The sequence below is a fragment of the Streptomyces sp. WM6378 genome (genome assembly GCF_001279695.1).
GTDB lineage: Bacteria > Actinomycetota > Actinomycetes > Streptomycetales > Streptomycetaceae > Streptomyces.
In genome coordinates this window covers 58,421-73,461 of sequence record NZ_LGDD01000307.1, presented here as the reverse complement: position 1 = coordinate 73,461, position 15,041 = coordinate 58,421, and the positions used below count along the sequence as shown (strand labels likewise).

The 15,041-nt window shown below is 72.7% G+C and carries 21 protein-coding genes and 1 pseudogene; 16 read left to right on the top strand and 6 right to left on the bottom strand.

The window, feature by feature from the left end:
- Positions 1-22 precede the first annotated feature (22 nt).
- The gene (locus ADK54_RS29285) at positions 23-1,330 is read left to right on the top strand and encodes a M48 family metallopeptidase (RefSeq protein ID WP_053728746.1); all 1,308 of its coding nucleotides are present in this window, start codon (positions 23-25) and stop codon (positions 1,328-1,330) included.
- A 50-nt stretch (positions 1,331-1,380) separates the two neighbouring features.
- Here ADK54_RS29285 and ADK54_RS29280 read toward each other — a convergent pair whose 3' ends face one another.
- Entirely contained in the window at positions 1,381-1,734 is a 354-nt protein-coding gene (locus ADK54_RS29280; RefSeq protein ID WP_053728745.1) for a VOC family protein, read from the bottom strand.
- A 231-nt stretch (positions 1,735-1,965) separates the two neighbouring features.
- Between ADK54_RS29280 and ADK54_RS29275 the strand changes: the two genes are divergently transcribed.
- The 3 genes from ADK54_RS29275 to ADK54_RS29265 all read left to right on the top strand — a co-directional run bounded on the left by ADK54_RS29275 (position 1,966) and on the right by ADK54_RS29265 (position 3,368).
- Entirely contained in the window at positions 1,966-2,310 is a 345-nt protein-coding gene (locus tag ADK54_RS29275; RefSeq protein WP_053728744.1) for a hypothetical protein, read from the top strand.
- 78 nt (positions 2,311-2,388) lie between these two features.
- Entirely contained in the window at positions 2,389-3,045 is a 657-nt protein-coding gene (locus ADK54_RS29270) for an RNA polymerase sigma factor (protein WP_053728743.1), read from the top strand.
- Positions 3,042-3,368, top strand: a complete 327-nt coding sequence (locus ADK54_RS29265; RefSeq protein WP_053728742.1) for a hypothetical protein — start codon at positions 3,042-3,044, stop codon at positions 3,366-3,368. Before ADK54_RS29270 ends, ADK54_RS29265 begins: the two co-directional genes overlap by 4 nt.
- Positions 3,369-3,435: 67 nt before the next feature.
- Here ADK54_RS29265 and ADK54_RS29260 read toward each other — a convergent pair whose 3' ends face one another.
- On the bottom strand, positions 3,436-4,269 hold the full coding sequence (locus ADK54_RS29260; RefSeq protein ID WP_053728741.1) for a class I SAM-dependent methyltransferase: 834 nt from the start codon (positions 4,267-4,269) through the stop codon (positions 3,436-3,438).
- Between the two features lie 205 nt (positions 4,270-4,474).
- Here ADK54_RS29260 and ADK54_RS29255 point away from each other — a divergent pair, with 205 nt between their 5' ends.
- The 10 genes from ADK54_RS29255 (at position 4,475) to ADK54_RS29210 (ending at position 9,488) form a co-directional block, all read left to right on the top strand.
- A complete protein-coding gene (locus ADK54_RS29255) occupies positions 4,475-4,891 on the top strand; it encodes a phage holin family protein (RefSeq protein WP_053728740.1) in 417 nt (138 codons plus the stop codon).
- Positions 4,892-4,994: 103 nt separating this feature from the next.
- On the top strand, positions 4,995-5,747 hold the full coding sequence (locus tag ADK54_RS29250) for an MBL fold metallo-hydrolase (protein ID WP_199827052.1): 753 nt from the start codon (positions 4,995-4,997) through the stop codon (positions 5,745-5,747).
- Positions 5,748-5,939: 192 nt separating this feature from the next.
- A complete protein-coding gene (locus ADK54_RS29245; protein WP_053728738.1) occupies positions 5,940-6,218 on the top strand; it encodes a gas vesicle protein in 279 nt (92 codons plus the stop codon).
- A gap of 101 nt (positions 6,219-6,319) precedes the next feature.
- Positions 6,320-6,739 (top strand): gas vesicle structural protein GvpA, encoded by a 420-nt coding sequence (locus ADK54_RS29240; RefSeq protein ID WP_053728737.1) that lies wholly within the window; start codon positions 6,320-6,322, stop codon positions 6,737-6,739.
- Entirely contained in the window at positions 6,736-7,452 is a 717-nt protein-coding gene (locus tag ADK54_RS29235; protein ID WP_053728736.1) for a GvpL/GvpF family gas vesicle protein, read from the top strand. The genes ADK54_RS29240 and ADK54_RS29235 overlap by 4 nt, the downstream gene beginning before the upstream one ends.
- A 4-nt stretch (positions 7,453-7,456) precedes the next feature.
- Positions 7,457-7,711 carry a gas vesicle protein GvpG gene (locus ADK54_RS29230; protein ID WP_053728735.1) on the top strand — a complete coding sequence of 85 codons (255 nt, stop codon included), beginning with the start codon at positions 7,457-7,459 and terminating at the stop codon, positions 7,709-7,711.
- Positions 7,711-8,112, top strand: coding sequence for a gas vesicle protein (locus tag ADK54_RS29225; protein ID WP_053728734.1), 402 nt, complete (start codon positions 7,711-7,713; stop codon positions 8,110-8,112). The genes ADK54_RS29230 and ADK54_RS29225 overlap by 1 nt, the downstream gene beginning before the upstream one ends.
- Positions 8,096-8,932, top strand: a complete 837-nt coding sequence (locus tag ADK54_RS29220) for a GvpL/GvpF family gas vesicle protein (protein ID WP_053728733.1) — start codon at positions 8,096-8,098, stop codon at positions 8,930-8,932. The genes ADK54_RS29225 and ADK54_RS29220 overlap by 17 nt, the downstream gene beginning before the upstream one ends.
- Positions 8,929-9,129: a gas vesicle protein gene (locus tag ADK54_RS29215; RefSeq protein WP_053728732.1), complete on the top strand. Its 201-nt coding sequence runs from the start codon at positions 8,929-8,931 to the stop codon at positions 9,127-9,129. The genes ADK54_RS29220 and ADK54_RS29215 overlap by 4 nt, the downstream gene beginning before the upstream one ends.
- An 89-nt stretch (positions 9,130-9,218) precedes the next feature.
- Entirely contained in the window at positions 9,219-9,488 is a 270-nt protein-coding gene (locus tag ADK54_RS29210) for a gas vesicle protein K (RefSeq protein ID WP_053728774.1), read from the top strand.
- Between the two features lie 7 nt (positions 9,489-9,495).
- Here ADK54_RS29210 and ADK54_RS29205 read toward each other — a convergent pair whose 3' ends face one another.
- From ADK54_RS29205 to ADK54_RS29195, 3 genes are all read right to left on the bottom strand, one after another.
- On the bottom strand, positions 9,496-9,663 hold the full coding sequence (locus ADK54_RS29205; protein WP_053728731.1) for a hypothetical protein: 168 nt from the start codon (positions 9,661-9,663) through the stop codon (positions 9,496-9,498).
- Positions 9,664-9,769: 106 nt separating this feature from the next.
- Positions 9,770-11,239, bottom strand: a complete 1,470-nt coding sequence (locus tag ADK54_RS29200) for a bifunctional phosphatase PAP2/diacylglycerol kinase family protein (RefSeq protein WP_053728730.1) — start codon at positions 11,237-11,239, stop codon at positions 9,770-9,772.
- 99 nt (positions 11,240-11,338) lie between these two features.
- Positions 11,339-11,734, bottom strand: a complete 396-nt coding sequence (locus ADK54_RS29195) for a CBS domain-containing protein (RefSeq protein ID WP_053728729.1) — start codon at positions 11,732-11,734, stop codon at positions 11,339-11,341.
- Between the two features lie 281 nt (positions 11,735-12,015).
- On the opposite strand from ADK54_RS29195, the pseudogene ADK54_RS29190 reads away from it, so the two are divergent.
- A pseudogene (locus ADK54_RS29190) lies at positions 12,016-12,810 on the top strand (RNA polymerase sigma factor SigF); the annotation flags it as partial.
- Here the strand turns inward: ADK54_RS29190 and ADK54_RS29185 are convergent.
- The gene (locus tag ADK54_RS29185) at positions 12,761-14,158 is read right to left on the bottom strand and encodes a PAS domain-containing protein (protein ID WP_053728728.1); all 1,398 of its coding nucleotides are present in this window, start codon (positions 14,156-14,158) and stop codon (positions 12,761-12,763) included. The pseudogene ADK54_RS29190 and the gene ADK54_RS29185 overlap by 50 nt on opposite strands.
- Positions 14,159-14,249: 91 nt before the next feature.
- Here ADK54_RS29185 and ADK54_RS29180 point away from each other — a divergent pair, with 91 nt between their 5' ends.
- A complete protein-coding gene (locus ADK54_RS29180; protein WP_053728727.1) occupies positions 14,250-14,960 on the top strand; it encodes an ANTAR domain-containing response regulator in 711 nt (236 codons plus the stop codon).
- Positions 14,961-15,041 lie beyond the last annotated feature (81 nt).

Below are 15,041 nucleotides of genomic sequence, written 5' to 3'. Positions count from 1 at the left end.
CGCAGGGGAGGGGCACACTTCAGTGAGGGGTCAACTCACGGCTGCCGCAGGGCAGTCGAAGGCACAGTCATGCCCGCAGTGCGGGGCGGACACGCCGTACGACGAGCGCTTCGTCGCGTGGTGCGCCGCCTGCGACTGGAACGTCGACCCGGGCGGTGCGGAGCCGGTCCGCGGCCGCTTCGAGGCGAAGCAGCGCCGACTCGCCCACCGCTACGGCGAGCAACTGCACGCCGAGCTGCTCGCCGACCCGGACGCCGCCAAGGGAGGGGACCGCTCGGGGACGCTCGCCCGCGTCGTGGCAGTGGCCGTGCACGCGGTCACGGCGGTGCTGGCCGTCGGCGGCATCCTGCTTGTCGTGCTCGGCTGGAACACGGTGGTGCAGCCCCTCATCGGGGCGATCCTGCTGGTGGCCGCCGTCGTGCTGCGGCCGCGGTTCGGCAGGCTGCGCCACGACGGGCCGGTGCTGCGCAGGGCGGACGCGCCGCGCCTGTACGCGCTGGTCGACGAGGTGGCCTCAGCGGTGGGGACGCACGGCGTGGACGCCGTGACCGTCGACGCGGACTTCAACGCCTCCGTCGCCACCTTCGGCCTCAAGAGCCGGCGGGTGCTGCACATCGGCCTCGGGCTGTGGGAGGTGCTCGACCAGCAGGAGCGCGTCGCGCTGCTCGGCCACGAACTCGGCCACTACGCCAACGGCGACCAGCGGCGTGGCCGCCTCATCGGCACCGCCCTGGCATCGCTGCACACCTGGCTCTACTTCCTGACCCCGGTCCGCACCCCGCACCGGCGCCGGACGATCCCCGAGATGCTCACCGATCTGCTGATGGACGTGCCGCGCTGGGCCGTGTACGCGGTGACCCTGCTCCTGGAGCGGCTCACCCTGCGGGACAAGCAGCGCGCCGAATACTTCGCCGACCGCGCCGCGGTACGGGTCGGCTCCGCCGCGGCGGCCGCAGGCCTGATGGACCGGCTGCTCATCGGCGACTCGGTCGAGTCCGCGCTGCGTACGGAGTCCGTGCGGGCGCAGACCAGGATCGGCGGCGCCCAGCCGCGGGCGGCGGCCGACGGGCTGTGGGAACGCAGCGCCGAGCGCGCGGCAACCGTGCCCGAGCGCGAGTACGAGCGGCTGCGCCGCGTCGCCGCGCTGCGCGGCCACAGCGTCGACGCCACGCATCCGCCGACCCACTTGCGCCGCCACCTCATCGAGGCGGGGGAGCCCGCGGCGGCGGCCGTCGTCATCGACCCGGAGGCGGCCGCCGCGATCGCCGCCGAACTCGCCCCGGCCCGCGAGACGGTGGCCCACGCGGTCATCCGCGACCCGGCGGGCTGAGAACCCGCGTCCGAACCGCGCCCGGGCTGTGTCCGAGCCGGGTCTGCGGTTCAGTACGCCGGTTTGCGGTCGACGTACTCGAAGACCGAGCCGTCGGGGTGGACCGCGATCAGATTGCGGCCCGCCGGCGTCGCGACCGGGCCCGCGATGATGCGGGCGCCGGCCGCGGTGAGGGTGGTGTGGGCGTCGTCGACGTCCTTGACGGCCACCGTCGCCGCCACCTTCCGCAGCACGTCGAGTTCCGCCTCGGGCCCGCTCATCAGCAGGAAGGCGCCGACGGCGGCGACGGACACGCCCCCGCGGTCGAAGCGGAGCGCCTGACTGCCGGTGACGCGCTCGTAGAAGACGATCGCGCTGTCCAGGTCGTCGACGCAGATGCGCAGCGTGGTGCCCAGAATCTCCATGCCCCGCAGCCTAGTTGGGGGAGATCGCCCACGGCAGGGGATCCGGCGGCCCGGGCGGCGGGCCGAGTGCGCGGGACAGCGGGTCACTCCCTCGATGCTTCGAAGCGCGGGCCGGTGGCGAAAAGTTTCTCGGACGAGGTCGCAACCTCGGGGGTCGCCGCACGTCTGGTGGGTTGAAGGCGCCCTTCACCAGCTGTTCCAGACCGTGTTTCCTCACTCCTCGGAGAGTCCATGTCTACGCACGCCAAGCGCATCTACCGCCGCCCCCGGGTCCTGGGCGCCGCCGTCACCGGGGTCGCACTGCTGTTGGGCGGAGCCTTCGCCGCGCAGGCCGTCGCCGACTCCGGCCCGAAGCCCGCCGCCCCCAAGGTCGCCACGAGCGGCGACTCGGCCGCGGCAGTGTCCAAGTCCGGCGGCTCGGCGGCCGCCGTGTCCAAGTCCGGTGGCTCTACGGCTTCCGACGGCGCCGCGAAGGTCGCCGGGGCGGGCAAGCAGGCCGCCGCGGACAAGGCCGCCGCAGCCCCCGACACCGCGCCCAAGGTGATCAAGCCCGGCAGCGGAGCAGCCGGCAAGTAACAGCAGCGGTTGCACCATGGGGCGGGCGGGCCCCCTCAACACGGCCCGCCCGCCCCTCCCGGACACGGATCGAGGCCCATGCAGTACGCCATAACCGCAGCGCCGACCTGGTGGTCCCGGCTGCTCGCGCGCATGCCCCGGATCGAGGACGCGTCCGTACGGGACCGTCGTCCGTCCCGCACAGGTGACACGCCCGTACGGGACCGTCATCTGCGGGCACTCCCCACGCCGTACGCCGACGAGCCGCCGCCCACGCTGACCGAGCTGTACGGGGCCCGGCGGCTCGACATGGTGCGTCTCGCGCTCTTCCTGGTGGACGATCTGCCCACCGCCGAGGACGTCGTCCAGGACGCGTTCGCCGCGCTGTGCCGCACCCACGGCACCTCGCTGCGCGGGCTCCAGGACCCGGGGGCGTATCTGCGCACCGCCGTGGTCAACGCGGCCCGCTCCGTGCTGCGCAGACGCCGCACCTCGCGCGCCTACACCCCGCCCCACCAGGGTGCCGGCGCACCGGTGGACGAGGGGCTGCTGCTCGCCGAGGAACACCGCCAAGTCCTTGATGCCATGGGGCAATTGACGCAGCGTCAGCGCGAGGTGCTCGTACTGCGCTACTGGTCGGAGCTGACCGAGGCGCAGATCGCGCAGACGCTCGGGCTTTCCCGAGGCACGGTGAAGTCCACCGCGAGCCGCGCGCTGGACGTCCTGGAGAAGAGACTGGGGGCGGCTGTCCGATGAAGCCGAACACCGAAGACCGCCGGTTCGCGACGGACGACCGGGTGCGCGCCGCGCTGCTCGCCCGCGGCGCGCTCGTCACGCACGCCGACCTGCGCCGCGACTCGCCCCCGCAGGGCCGCAGCTGGGGAGTGCGCCGGGTGCGCAGGGTCGCCTTCGCCGCGCTCGGTGTCGCCGCCGCCGTGGTGGCCGTGTGCCTGCTGGTGCTGCCCGGCAACCCGCTGGACCCGGCCCCGGCTCCGCCCGCGCGCACCCCGGGCGTCAACGAACCACCGCCCACGACCGGGCCCTCGGTCATCCCGCCCCGAGTGATCGGCCGGCCGTAGGGGCCGGGGTGATCGCCGCATCCCGGTCACACCCGGCGGAAGATCTCGCGGTGCGGCACCGTCCCGCTCACACGCGGCAGAGGATCTCGCCGTGCGGCACCATGAACCAGGCGTCGTCGTGGGCGCCCCATGCCCGCCAGGCCTCGGAGATCGCGGTCAGTTCGGCCGCCGTGGCATGCCCGCCCTCGACCGCCAGACCTGCGTACGAGGAGGCGACCGTACGGTCGGCCCACAGCCCGCTCCACCACGCGCGCTCCTCCTCGGTGGCGAAGCACCACGTGCTCGCGGACGCCCTGATGTCGGTGTAACCGGCCTCCAGCGCCCAGGACTTGAGCCGCCGCCCGGCATCCGGCTCGCCCCCGTTGGCGCGGGCCACCCGGTGGTACAGCTCCAGCCACCCGTCCAGTACCGGCGCCTCGGGGAACCAGGTGAACGCGCCGTAGTCGCTGTCGCGCACCGCGACGATCCCGCCCGGCTTGGTGACCCGGCGCATCTCGCGCAGCGCCCGCACCGGGTCGCCCACGTGCTGCAGCACCTGATGGGCGTGCACGACGCAGAACGTGTCGTCCGGGAAGTCCAGCGCGTGGACGTCCGCGACCGCGAACGACATGTTGCCCAGGCCGCGTTCGGCCGCGTACGCGCGGGCCTGCTCGACGATGCCCGGCGCGTGGTCGACCGCGGTCACCTGGCCGTCCGGTACGAGCGCGGCCAGATCGGCGGAGATGGTGCCGGGACCGCAGCCGATGTCCAGGATCCGCATGTGCGGCTTCAGTTCACCGATGAGGTACGCCGCCGAGTTGGCGGCGGTCCGCCAGGAGTGCGAGCGCAGCACGGACTCGTGGTGGCCGTGGGTGTAGACGGCGGTCTCGCCCGGCGTGGCCGGGGGCGTCTCCTGCGACATGAGCGGCTTCCTCTCCGAGAGCTGAACGGTGAACGGCACACGGAACGGCAGAGGTGAACCGACCCGTGAACTGCCCTGGTGGTGAGCTCACTTTAAAGCCAACGGCCAGATTCTGAGATTGCCGTCTTGAGATATGGACATCCTGGGATGCGTGCGAAGTCGGCTCGGAGGGACTGGAGACAGCCCGTCCGGGTACTCGGCCCGCATGGAAACGAACCTGCCGAACCTGCCGGAGCAGCTCTCCCAGGTCGTCCGGGACGCCATCAGGGACGAGCTGCGCGAACAGACCAGCAAACAGCGCCGCGCCGCGCGCATGTACGCGGGCGCCGGTGCGGCCGGGCTCTACGGAGGCGCCGCGCTCACCGCGTTCCTGCTGCTCGCCCTCGCGATGGTGCTGCCGTACTGGGCGGCCGCGCTGATCATCGCCGTGCTGCTGCTCGGGGCCGCCGCACTGCTGAGCCGGGGCGCCCGCAGCAGCCGGGCGACACCGGCCGACCCGGTGTCCCAGCCGCTGGAACCCGGGGTGCCGCCCGGCGCCCCGGTCATCCCGCCGATGGTCCCGCCGGGCGCCCCCGAACCGCCCCGGGGCCCGCTCGGCGCACCCCACGACACGAGCCGTTAGCGACCCGGGGAGACGGGCGGGACGGCCGCCCGCGGGAGGGAACAAAGGCGCCGCCCGCGCTCGTTGTCTCCCCGCCAAGCTGTGATCGACCAGGGAGGGAATCATGAGCGACCTCGCCATCCAGTACGTGGGCGGCCCCACCGCCGTCATCGAGATCGGCGGGGTGCGGCTGGTGACCGACCCCACCTTCGACGCCCCGGGCGACTACCCGATGGGCGACCGCAAACTCGTCAAGAGCGCGGGGCCCGGCCTCGGTGCCGAGGAGGTCGGCGCCGCCGACCTGGTGCTGCTCTCGCACGACCAGCACCCCGACAACCTGGACCGCACCGGCCGTGACTACCTGGACCGGGTCCCCGTCGTGCTCTCCACGGCCGCCGCGCACAGCAGGCTCGGCGACCGCGTCACGGTGCTGCCCAACTGGGAGACGTACCGCAGTGGGCGGCTGAGCATCACCGGTGTGCCGGCGCTGCACGGCCCCGAGGGCTGCGAGCCCGTGGTCGGCGAGGTCACCGGCTTCGTGCTGCACGGGGACGGCCTGCCCACGGTGTACGTCAGTGGCGACAACGCCTCCCTCGACCACGTGCGGAGCATCGCCGGGCGCTTCGGGCCCGTCGATGTGGCCGTGCTGTTCGCGGGCGGCGCCCGCACCCCGCTGCTCGACGCCTACCTCACGCTGTCCAGCGCGGACGCCGCCGAGGCCGCCGAGATCCTGGGCGCCCGGCACGTCGTACCGCTGCACTTCGAGCACTGGGCCCACTTCAGCCAGGGTCCGGACACCCTGGTCGAGGCGTTCGGGGCGGCCGGGCTCACCGAGCGGCTGCACCTGCTCAAGCCGGCCGGACGCTTCACGCTCTGACCGACCCCGGAGCCTGTAGTACCGCTGCACCCGTAACACCCCCGCGCCCGGCGGGTGGCACTCGGACCGACCGTGCCGCCCGGCCGGGCGTCGCTGTGCCACCCCCTCGTACCACCCCTCGTGCCGAGCCCACCCGCGCGGGTTTGATCCGCCCCGCCGTGGCTACCCGGAAGGCCTACCACGCGAGGTGACATGGCCGACAAACCCGAGAACCCGAGCGCGGTGGACGTCCTGCGGGGCGCCCGCGCCCAGCTGTCCGAACTCATCGGCATGCCCGCCGAATCCGTCTCGTCCTTCGAACGCGCCGACAACGGCTGGCAGTTGAGGATCGAAGTCCTCGAACTCGCCCGCGTCCCGGACACGATGAGCCTGCTCGCCTCGTACGAGGTCGAACTCGACCCGCAGGGCGAACTCACCGGATACCGGCGACTGCGCAGGTACGAACGCGGCCGGGCCGACAAGAACAACTGAGTCCGCCCGCTCATGGGGCGCGGCAGAAACAGAAGAAGCAGGGGCCGTGGGACGACACGGCGACGAACCAACAAGCCAACAGACAAGGAGGGCCGGACACCATGACGGTTGTCCCGGCACAGCAAGGCGGCAGCGGCGGCACCAGTGGCCTGTACGACGTGCTGGAGCTCGTGCTCGACCGAGGGCTCGTGATCGACGCGTTCGTGCGGGTCTCCCTCGTCGGCATCGAGATCCTGAAGATCGACATACGGGTCGTGGTCGCCAGCGTCGACACCTATCTGCGGTTCGCCGAGGCGTGCAACCGCCTCGACCTGGAGGCGGGCCCGCACCGCAGCCCCGGACTGCCCGACCTGGTCGGCGAGATCACCGAGTCCGGCGCCCGCGGCAAGTCCAAGGGAGCGCTCTCGGGCGCCGCGCAGACCATCTCCGACGCCTTCAAGGAGGCCCGTGAGGAGAGCGAGCAGGAGCCCAGGCCCCGGGCCCGGCGCACCGCGTCGCGCCGGAAGGAGGAGCAGGAATGACCACGTACGTCTATGGCATCGCCCGCCGTGACCACGGTCGGCTGCCGGAGCGGATGGGCGGCATCGGCGACCCGCCGTGCCCGGTCCGCACGGTCGAACAGGGCGATCTGGTCGCGCTGGTCAGCGACGCCCCGCAGGAGCTCAGGCCCAAGCGCCGCGATCTGCTCGCCCACCAGAACGTCCTCGCCGAGGCGGGCGCGGGCGGGCCCGTGCTGCCCATGCGGTTCGGCGGCGTCTCGCCCGACGACGACGCCGTACGAGCCGTGCTCGCCGAACACGAGAAGCGCTACCTGGAGCGGCTCGAAGCGCTCGACGGAAAAGTCGAGTACAACGTGAAGGCGACGCACGACGAAGAGGCCGTGCTCCATCAAGTCCTCGCGGAGAACGCCGAGTTGAGGGCCATGAGCGACGCCAATCGGAAGGCCGGCGGCGGCACGTACGAACAGAAGCTGCGACTCGGCGAACGCATCGCCGCCGCCGTCCAGCAGCGCGAGGCGACCGACGCAGTCCTGGTGGAGCGCACCCTTGAGAGCGCTTGCGAGGAGCGGAGCCCCGGGCCGCAGTCCACCGGCTGGCTCGCCAACATCTCCTTCCTCGTGTCGCGCGAGCACGCGGCCGAGTTCGTCGCCGCCGTGGACACCCTGCGCGAACGCGCCCCGCACCTGGTCCTCCAGGTCCACGGCCCGCTGCCGCCCTACAGCTTCACGGGGTGAGCGCGTGGGTCTCCTGAAGGAACTGCTGCTGCTTCCCGCGGCGCCCGTCCGCGGCACCTTCTGGGTGCTGGGCCAGGTGGCCGCGGAGGCGGAGCGGCAGTACTACGACCCCGCGACCGTGCGACGCCAACTGGCACTGTTGGAACGGCAGTTGATGGACGGCGAGATCGACGAGGCCGAGTTCGACCGCCGTGAGGACGAGCTCCTCGACCGCCTCGAACACCCCACCCGCGCCGCCGCCGATCCCCGGAGGAACTGATGGCGACCCCGGCCCGATTTCCCGACGCCTACCCGCCCGACGGCAGCGGCGCGAACCTCGCCGACATTCTCGAACGCGTCCTCGACAAGGGAATCGTCATAGCCGGGGACATTCGCATCAACCTCCTCGACATCGAACTCCTCACCATCAAATTACGGCTCATCGTCGCCTCCATGGACAAGGCGAAGGAAATGGGCATCGACTGGTGGGAGGACGACCCCGCACTCTCCACCGGCGCACGCCGACGTGAACTGGCTGCGGAAAACGACGAGTTGAAGGAAAGGATCGCCGCACTCGAATCGGCACGGAACGCCGAGGTCGCACAGAGCGCGACGCGGGAGAAAAGGGCGGCGAGCGCGAAGAGGGAACGAGGTGCGGTGACCGATGAATCACGTTCATGAAGAGCAGCTGCTGTACGTGTACGCCGTGACGCGTGCCTTTGCCGCCCCGCTCCCCGACGGGGTGTCCGGGCTCGACGGGGAGCCGCCCGGCCTGATCGAGCACCGCGGCCTGTGTGCCGCGGTGAGCCGTGTCCCCGCCGAGGACTTCAACGCCATCCCGCTCCGGGCCCACCTGGAGGACCTGGACTGGCTCGGCCGGACCGCGCGCACCCACCAGGCGGTGATCGCGGCGCTCGTCACGGTCACCTGCCCCGTGCCGCTCCGGCTCGCCACCGTGTGCCGCGACGAGAGCGGGGTGCGGCGGCTGCTCGACGCCGGCCGCGCCCGCTTCGTGTCGGCCGTCGAACGCCTCGACGGGCGCGTCGAATGGGGCGTCAAGGTGTACGTCCAACCTCAACCACCGCAGCCCGCAAGGGAGTTGAAAGCGGCCACCGGCCGGGACTACCTGCGCCAACGTCTCGGCCAACGACAGTCCCGCGACGAGACCTGGCGGCGCGCCGGCACGCTCTCCCGCGCCCTGTACGCGGAACTGTGCGAGCGCGCCGAGGCCGGTCGGCTGCACCCGCCGCAGAACGCACGCCTGTCCGGCGAACCCGGCGAGAACGTGCTCAACGCCGCCTACCTGGTGTCGCACGAGCGGAGCGAGGAGTTCGTCTCGGCGGTACGGGACTTCATTCCGCACATCGAAGGCGTACGTGTGGAGCTGACCGGGCCCTGGGCGCCGTACTCCTTCGCCGGCGGACCGGACGACGGACCCGGCCAACAAGGCGGACACGAACAAGACGACGGGCCCGGCCGAGCGGGCCTGGAGGATCGGTGAGCGGCGACGGCGAAGCCCTCGCGCGGCGCGAGGTCGCCCTGGTGGACCTGCTCGACCGGCTGCTCGCCGGCGGCGTGGTCATCACGGGCGACCTCACGCTGCGGATCGCGGACGTGGACCTCGTGCGCATAGACCTGAACGCGCTGGTGAGCTCGGTCGGGGCCGAAGTCCCCTCACCCTTCGATGAGTTGACATGACTGAGATGACTGATGTGACGGACGCGGTGAACGGCCGGCGCCCCCATGGGGGCGGGCACGAGCCCGCGGGTGGCCGGCCCGGGCGCCGGGTGGAGCTCGACCCCGACACCGTGGAGCGCGATCTGGCGCGGCTGGTTCTGACCGTCGTGGAACTTCTCCGGCAGTTGATGGAACGTCAGGCACTGCGCCGCGTCGAGACCGGTGAACTCACCGAGGACCAGGAGGAGCGGATCGGGCTCACGCTGATGCTCCTGGAAAGCAGGATGAGCGAGCTGAGGTCGAAATTCGGGCTGCGCCCGGAAGATCTCAACATCGACCTCGGCCCGCTCGGCCCCCTGCTTCCGAGGGAGAGTTCCTGAATTTCCGCTACCACCTGTACCAGCGTGACCGGCCGGACGTTGTCGTCGAACGCATCAGGAATCCGAGCAGCCATACGACGAGCACGATGATCGCGATCCACCAGAGAATCTTGACCGCGAAGCCGAGACCGAACAGAAGAAGTGCGAGGAGCAGGACGAGCAGAATCGGGACCATGATGTGTACCTCCTTGCTTCCGAGTTCCCCTGAATCCCCTCCCTAAGCCGGGAATTGAGCCTCGCGGACCCGCACCTTCGTTTCGCCATTCGAACCGCGGGCGGCTTCAAGGGCGGACCGGGGGCCGGTACACCGTCAGCGCCTCCGGAAGCTTGTCGAGCGTCAACTCGCTTGCTGCCGTGGTCACTTCACCGTCGTACGCCAACGACGTGCCCGGCGCCAGGCCCGGGATCCTGAGGCGGGCCATCCGGCGTGAGGTGTGGACGGGGGAGCGGTGCAGCGGGCCCGCCAGGGCGGCGGCGAGGAGGCGCAGGCCTGGCAGCCGGCCGCCGCGTACCGCGCGCACGTCGAGCAGGCCGTCCGCGAGGTCGAAGCGGCGGGCGGGAGCCGGGCCCAGGCGCTGGTAGACGCAGTTGCCCGCGAAGAGCAGCCACAGCGCGGGGCGACTGCCCCCGGGGTCCGCCCGCAACGGCCGCTCCCCGCGCAGCACTTCGTACGAGCCGAGGATGCCCGCGGCCCAGCCGCCGATCCGTGGCGACCAGCGTTCCCGCACCCGCACGAGCTCCGGGTAGACGCCCAGGCTGAACGTGTTGAGGAAGTATCCGGCGTCCGCGCCGTCCGGGCCGGGACGGAACCGGCCGAGGTCCACGCGCACCGCGTCGCCCGAGGCCAGCGCCCGGCAGGTGTCCTGGACCTCCTCGATGCCGAGGTCGAGGGCGAAGTGGTTGAGGGTGCCGCCGGGGAACACGGCGAGCGGTACGCCGAGGCGGGCGGCGACGGACGCCGCCAGGTTGACGGTGCCGTCGCCGCCGCACACCCCGAGCGCCCGGCAGCGGCCCGCCGCCTTCTCGAAGGCGGTCGCCAGATCGTCGGGGTCGCACTCGACGACCTCGGCGAGCGGGAGCGCGGCGCGCACCTGCGCGGCCTTCGCGAGCGCGGTGCCGGATGCGCGATTGGCTACGACCACCAGGTCCTGGCCCGCCGGCAGCGCCGGCGCGTCGGCGTGCGGACGGCCGGGCGGCGGGAGCTGGGTGCGGGTCGGCACGAGCCCGCGTACGGCGAGGGCCGCGCCCACCCCGAGCGCCGCGCCCGCCACCACGTCGCCCGGAAAGTGCACCCCGGTGTACACGCGGGACGCCGCCACCGAGAAGCCCACCGGGGCCAGGGCCGCGCCCCAGGACCGCGACTCCAGGGCGACCCCGGTCACGAAGGCGGCGGCCGACGCGGCGTGGCCGGAAGGGAACGACGTGGTGATCGGGCGGCGCTTCAACTGGCGCCCCAGCGGCACCGCGTCGAGCAGCGGGCGGGCCCTGCGCACCGAGCGCTTGGCGACGGTGTTCACCGCCAGTGAGGCCAGCGCCAGCGAGGCGACGCCGCGCAGCGCCGCCCGGCGGGCCCGGGGCGAACGGGTCGCGCCCATCGCGGTGGCCGCCGCGAACCAGAGCGCGCCGTGGTTGGCGGCCCGGCTCAGCCGTGGCAGTACCGCCTCGGCGGCCGGCCAGTGCCGGGTGGCGGCGAAGTGGAACAGCGCCCGGTCTTGAGCGCCGAGTCGCTTGTGCCAAGTGAAGTGCGTCATGGCCCGCGAGTACCCGGCCGCCCCCTGCCCAACCGGCCTCCGCCCGGGGCTCGGCCGCTCCTCGGGGTCGGCCCGCCGGACGGGGATCATGGCGTGCCCCTAAAGAGGTGCGACACCGCCCCGCGTGTCGTGGTCCGTCACGTCGCCGAGGCTCACCATGCCGAGCGGGCGGCCCTCCGCCACCACCGGCAGCCGCCGTACCGCGTGCCGGCGCATCAGCGTGACCGCGGTGGCCACCTCGTCGTCCGGGCCCACGCACACCGGCGGCCGCGTGCACACCGCCTGGGCGCTGACGGTCAGTGGATCCGCCCCTTCGGCGACCGCCCGCAGCGTGATGTCCCGGTCGGTGAGCACCCCGATGACCCGACCGGCCCTGGTGACCAGCACGTCTTCGATGTCCTGGGCCCGCATCAGCTGCGCCGCCTCCACCAGTGAGGCATCGGGCGGCACGGCGGTGACGCCCGCCGTCATCACTTCCCGCACGAAACGTGCCATGGCTGCGCGCCCCGTTCCTGTCGATCCGTAGGGCCGGTCGGCCTTCGCGGCCTCCGTGCCCCGGACCGGGTACCGGGGTCCGGGGCACGGAAACACGCTTTCCGCGCCGTTTCGCGAGAGGGCACGTTTGGCCCCGGCGGGCCAGGGCAGGCGAACCTCGTGCTTCGGACCGGAGGCACGTCCGTGGGAGCGGCTGTCCGCTCCGGGCGTGCCACGCTGCCCGGCCGGGCTCCCTCGGTGACAACCATCCGCCGACACCGTTTCAGGGAGCTGGACCGCATATGCGAACCAACACCACGGCGAAGCACAGGCATCCGCACGACGACGCACCCAGGACCGCCGCCGCGTTCGAGCGGCTCGCCGCACTGCCCGATGGGCCCGAACGGGACGCCCTGCGCCAGGACCTCGTCCGCGCCTGGCTGCCCATGTCCGAGCGGCTCGCCGGCCGCTTCCGCAACCGGGGCGAGGCCCTGGAGGACCTCCGCCAGGTAGCTGCCCTCGGCCTGGTCAAGGCCGTCGACCGGTACGACCCGGCCCGCGGCGCCGCGTTCGAGAGCTACGCGGTGCCCACCATCACCGGCGAGATCAAGCGGCACTTCCGCGACCACATGTGGACACTCCATGTGCCGCGCCGCGTCCAGGACTTGAGGAGCCGGGTGCGGGCCGCGACCCAGGAGCTCGCCGCGAGCGCCGGGTCCCACCGGCCCACCGTGGCGGAGCTCGCCGCGCACACCGGGATGACCGAGGAAGAGGTCAGGGCCGGGCTCGAAGCCATCGACAGCTTCAGCGCGCTCTCCCTCGACGCCGAACTCCCGGGCGGCGACGACGGATACACCCTGAGCGACTCGCTCGGCAGCGCGGATCCCGCCCTCGACACCGTCGTCGACCGCGAGGCCGTCAAGCCCGGCCTCAGCTGCCTGCCCGAGCGCGAACGGAAGATCCTCTACATGCGGTTCTTCCGGGACATGACCCAGAGCCGGATCGCCGAGGACCTCGGCATCTCGCAGATGCACGTGTCCCGGCTGATCACGCGCTGCTGCAGCCGTCTGCGGGACCAGGCCCTGCGGGATCCGCACGACGATCACCCTCAGCCGTCGAGGCCGGCAGCCGCGGCCGTCCGGGACGAGGCCGCGGCGGACGCGGATCCGATGAACGCTGAGAGCTCTCCGGCGAAGCCGGACGAGCGGACGAAGCCGAGGGCGGCGGTACCGCGGGCGCCGCGGACGCGCAGGACTCCTCGGGCGGATCAACTGCCCTGCACGGAGCGGAATCTGTCGGATCATCAAAATCGTGGCCAGGAGCCGGACGCCGCATAGCGAGCGCGACGTGACGGGACATCACATCCATGGCCTGCCCCTCCGCCATCGAGAACGGGCGCGCCGAGCCGGTGCGGAACAGCGTGAGAACCCCCGTCACCGGCCCCGGCGCGCCCAGCGGCACGCACATCAGCGACGACACCTCGGCGCGGGCGAGCACCGGGGCGCCCGACGGGTCGTGGCCGAAGCCCTCGATGTCCTCGGGCTGCACCTGGAGCACCCCGTTCCCCGCCCGGGCCGCCTCCAGGACCAACGGGCAGCTCGCCGGGTCCTGGCCGGCCACGGCGTGCAGGAGCGGGGCCGCGGCCGGGTCCGGCGGGCCGAGGGCCACCGCGCGCCGCAGCCCGCCGTCGACCAGGTCGGCCACGATCCAGTCGGCGAACCGCCCGCAGAGCACCCGGGCGGCCCCGGCGAGCACCGCCCCCCGCTCGCCGGGCGCCAGCTGGAGCAGTGTGGACGCCATGAGGTCGACGGTGTCCATGAGTTCGGCGTGCCGGGTCGACTCGGCGAGATCGGGCACCTCCGGCGGTGGGGGAGCGGCGGCCGAGCCCCGGGCGCTGCCCGCCTGGAACACCACGAGCACCGCGGGCTGCGGCTCGTCCGGCGGTCGCAGCGCGGTGAGGGTCGCCAACAAGGGCTCTTCGGGGCGCTGTTGGAGGTGGACGGTGAGCCCGCGGTCGCCCTCGCCCCGGGCCACCGCGGCGGCCTGCGAGCGGAACGCCGCCCGGTCGCCGGGCGTGAGCAGCGCCGCGAGCGGCCGCCCGGTGGCGTACCCGGCGCGAACCCCGGTGAGGCCGGTCGCCGCGAAGTTCAACCTGCGTACGACGGTCTCCCGGTCGACCAGCGCCACCGGCAGCGGAAGCCGCTGGAACAGGGCCTTGAGGAGCTGCCGTTCCTGCCGTTCCACGGGCGAGGGCGCCACCGCGGCGGCCAGGATCTGCTCATACCGCGGCCACAACTGCTCCGCCACGTGCTGGAGTTCGAAGAGCGCCGCGTCCAGCACCGTCAACTGCTCACCGACCGGGCGGGCGCGCGCGGTGCGCAGCTCGCCCACCCGTCTGACGAAATCCGCCAGTTCCTCGCCGAATTCGTCCTCCGTCTGCGTCATGGGAGAAAGCTAGCCCGTCGGGCCGGTGCCGGGAGCCCTGCCGTTTCGGGCGGCCCGGGCCGGGAAGGCGCGTTATGAGGAGGTTCTTCCGATGCTGCCCGAGCCGGAACGACAGGAACCCGAGACGACCAGCACCGCCCGGCGGCTCTCCCTGCTTGCCGAGCAGTCCGCGCGCTGCGCACCGGCCTGCTGCGGGGCGGTCGCCACGATCGCCGACAGCGGGCCCGAACGCCGTGTCACCGCCACCCACCCCGACCTCGCGCCACTCGCCTCCGTCCAGCTCGCCTGCGGCGACGGGCCGATCCCGAGCGCGCTGGACGCGGGCGAACCCGTGGACACCGAGGACCTGTTGACGGAGGAACGCTGGCCCGGCTACCGCGCCCTGGCCCTAGAATCGGGCGTACGCTCCTGCGTCACCCTTCCCTTCCGCCGGTCCGGGATCGAGGTCACGGTCAGCCTGTACGGCTACCGCCCCGGCTCCCTGGAGCACGTCGTGCGCGGCCCGGTGGGCATCCTGGCCAAGGAGACCACCACCGGCCTGGTCCGCGACCGCCGCTACCGCGCGGCGCTCGCCGAGGTGGAACAGCTGGAGACGGCCCTGCGCTCGCGCCCGGTCATCGACCAGGCGAGCGGCATCGTGATGCACGTCCTGGCCTGCGAGCCCGACGCGGCCTTCGACGTCCTGCGCACCATCTCCCAACGCACCAACCGCAAACTCGCCGACGTCGCCGAGGCGGTCGTACGCGCGAAGGGCCGCGGCCTGGAATCCGAACTCTCGGCGCTGGCGGGCCCGGACAGCTGACCTGCACAGTCTCTCCCGGCCGCCCGCACAAGCGGCGCCCCGGCGCAAACCTCCGTATAAAGGCTTGAAAGGCATGGCTCG

Coding starts and splice junctions, on each gene's coding strand:
- ADK54_RS29180 (WP_053728727.1), top strand. CDS start 14,250: ATGCTGCCCGAGCCGGAACGACAGGAACCCGAGACGACCAGCACCGCC.
- ADK54_RS29205 (WP_053728731.1), bottom strand. CDS start 9,663: ATGGTCCCGATTCTGCTCGTCCTGCTCCTCGCACTTCTTCTGTTCGGT.
- ADK54_RS29265 (WP_053728742.1), top strand. CDS start 3,042: ATGAAGCCGAACACCGAAGACCGCCGGTTCGCGACGGACGACCGGGTG.
- ADK54_RS29270 (WP_053728743.1), top strand. CDS start 2,389: ATGCAGTACGCCATAACCGCAGCGCCGACCTGGTGGTCCCGGCTGCTC.
- ADK54_RS29245 (WP_053728738.1), top strand. CDS start 5,940: ATGGCCGACAAACCCGAGAACCCGAGCGCGGTGGACGTCCTGCGGGGC.
- ADK54_RS29275 (WP_053728744.1), top strand. CDS start 1,966: ATGTCTACGCACGCCAAGCGCATCTACCGCCGCCCCCGGGTCCTGGGC.
- ADK54_RS29195 (WP_053728729.1), bottom strand. CDS start 11,734: ATGGCACGTTTCGTGCGGGAAGTGATGACGGCGGGCGTCACCGCCGTG.
- ADK54_RS29220 (WP_053728733.1), top strand. CDS start 8,096: ATGAATCACGTTCATGAAGAGCAGCTGCTGTACGTGTACGCCGTGACG.
- ADK54_RS29200 (WP_053728730.1), bottom strand. CDS start 11,239: ATGACGCACTTCACTTGGCACAAGCGACTCGGCGCTCAAGACCGGGCG.
- ADK54_RS29225 (WP_053728734.1), top strand. CDS start 7,711: ATGGCGACCCCGGCCCGATTTCCCGACGCCTACCCGCCCGACGGCAGC.
- ADK54_RS29260 (WP_053728741.1), bottom strand. CDS start 4,269: ATGTCGCAGGAGACGCCCCCGGCCACGCCGGGCGAGACCGCCGTCTAC.
- ADK54_RS29235 (WP_053728736.1), top strand. CDS start 6,736: ATGACCACGTACGTCTATGGCATCGCCCGCCGTGACCACGGTCGGCTG.
- ADK54_RS29250 (WP_199827052.1), top strand. CDS start 4,995: ATGAGCGACCTCGCCATCCAGTACGTGGGCGGCCCCACCGCCGTCATC.
- ADK54_RS29280 (WP_053728745.1), bottom strand. CDS start 1,734: ATGGAGATTCTGGGCACCACGCTGCGCATCTGCGTCGACGACCTGGAC.
- ADK54_RS29185 (WP_053728728.1), bottom strand. CDS start 14,158: ATGACGCAGACGGAGGACGAATTCGGCGAGGAACTGGCGGATTTCGTC.
- ADK54_RS29255 (WP_053728740.1), top strand. CDS start 4,475: ATGGAAACGAACCTGCCGAACCTGCCGGAGCAGCTCTCCCAGGTCGTC.
- ADK54_RS29240 (WP_053728737.1), top strand. CDS start 6,320: ATGACGGTTGTCCCGGCACAGCAAGGCGGCAGCGGCGGCACCAGTGGC.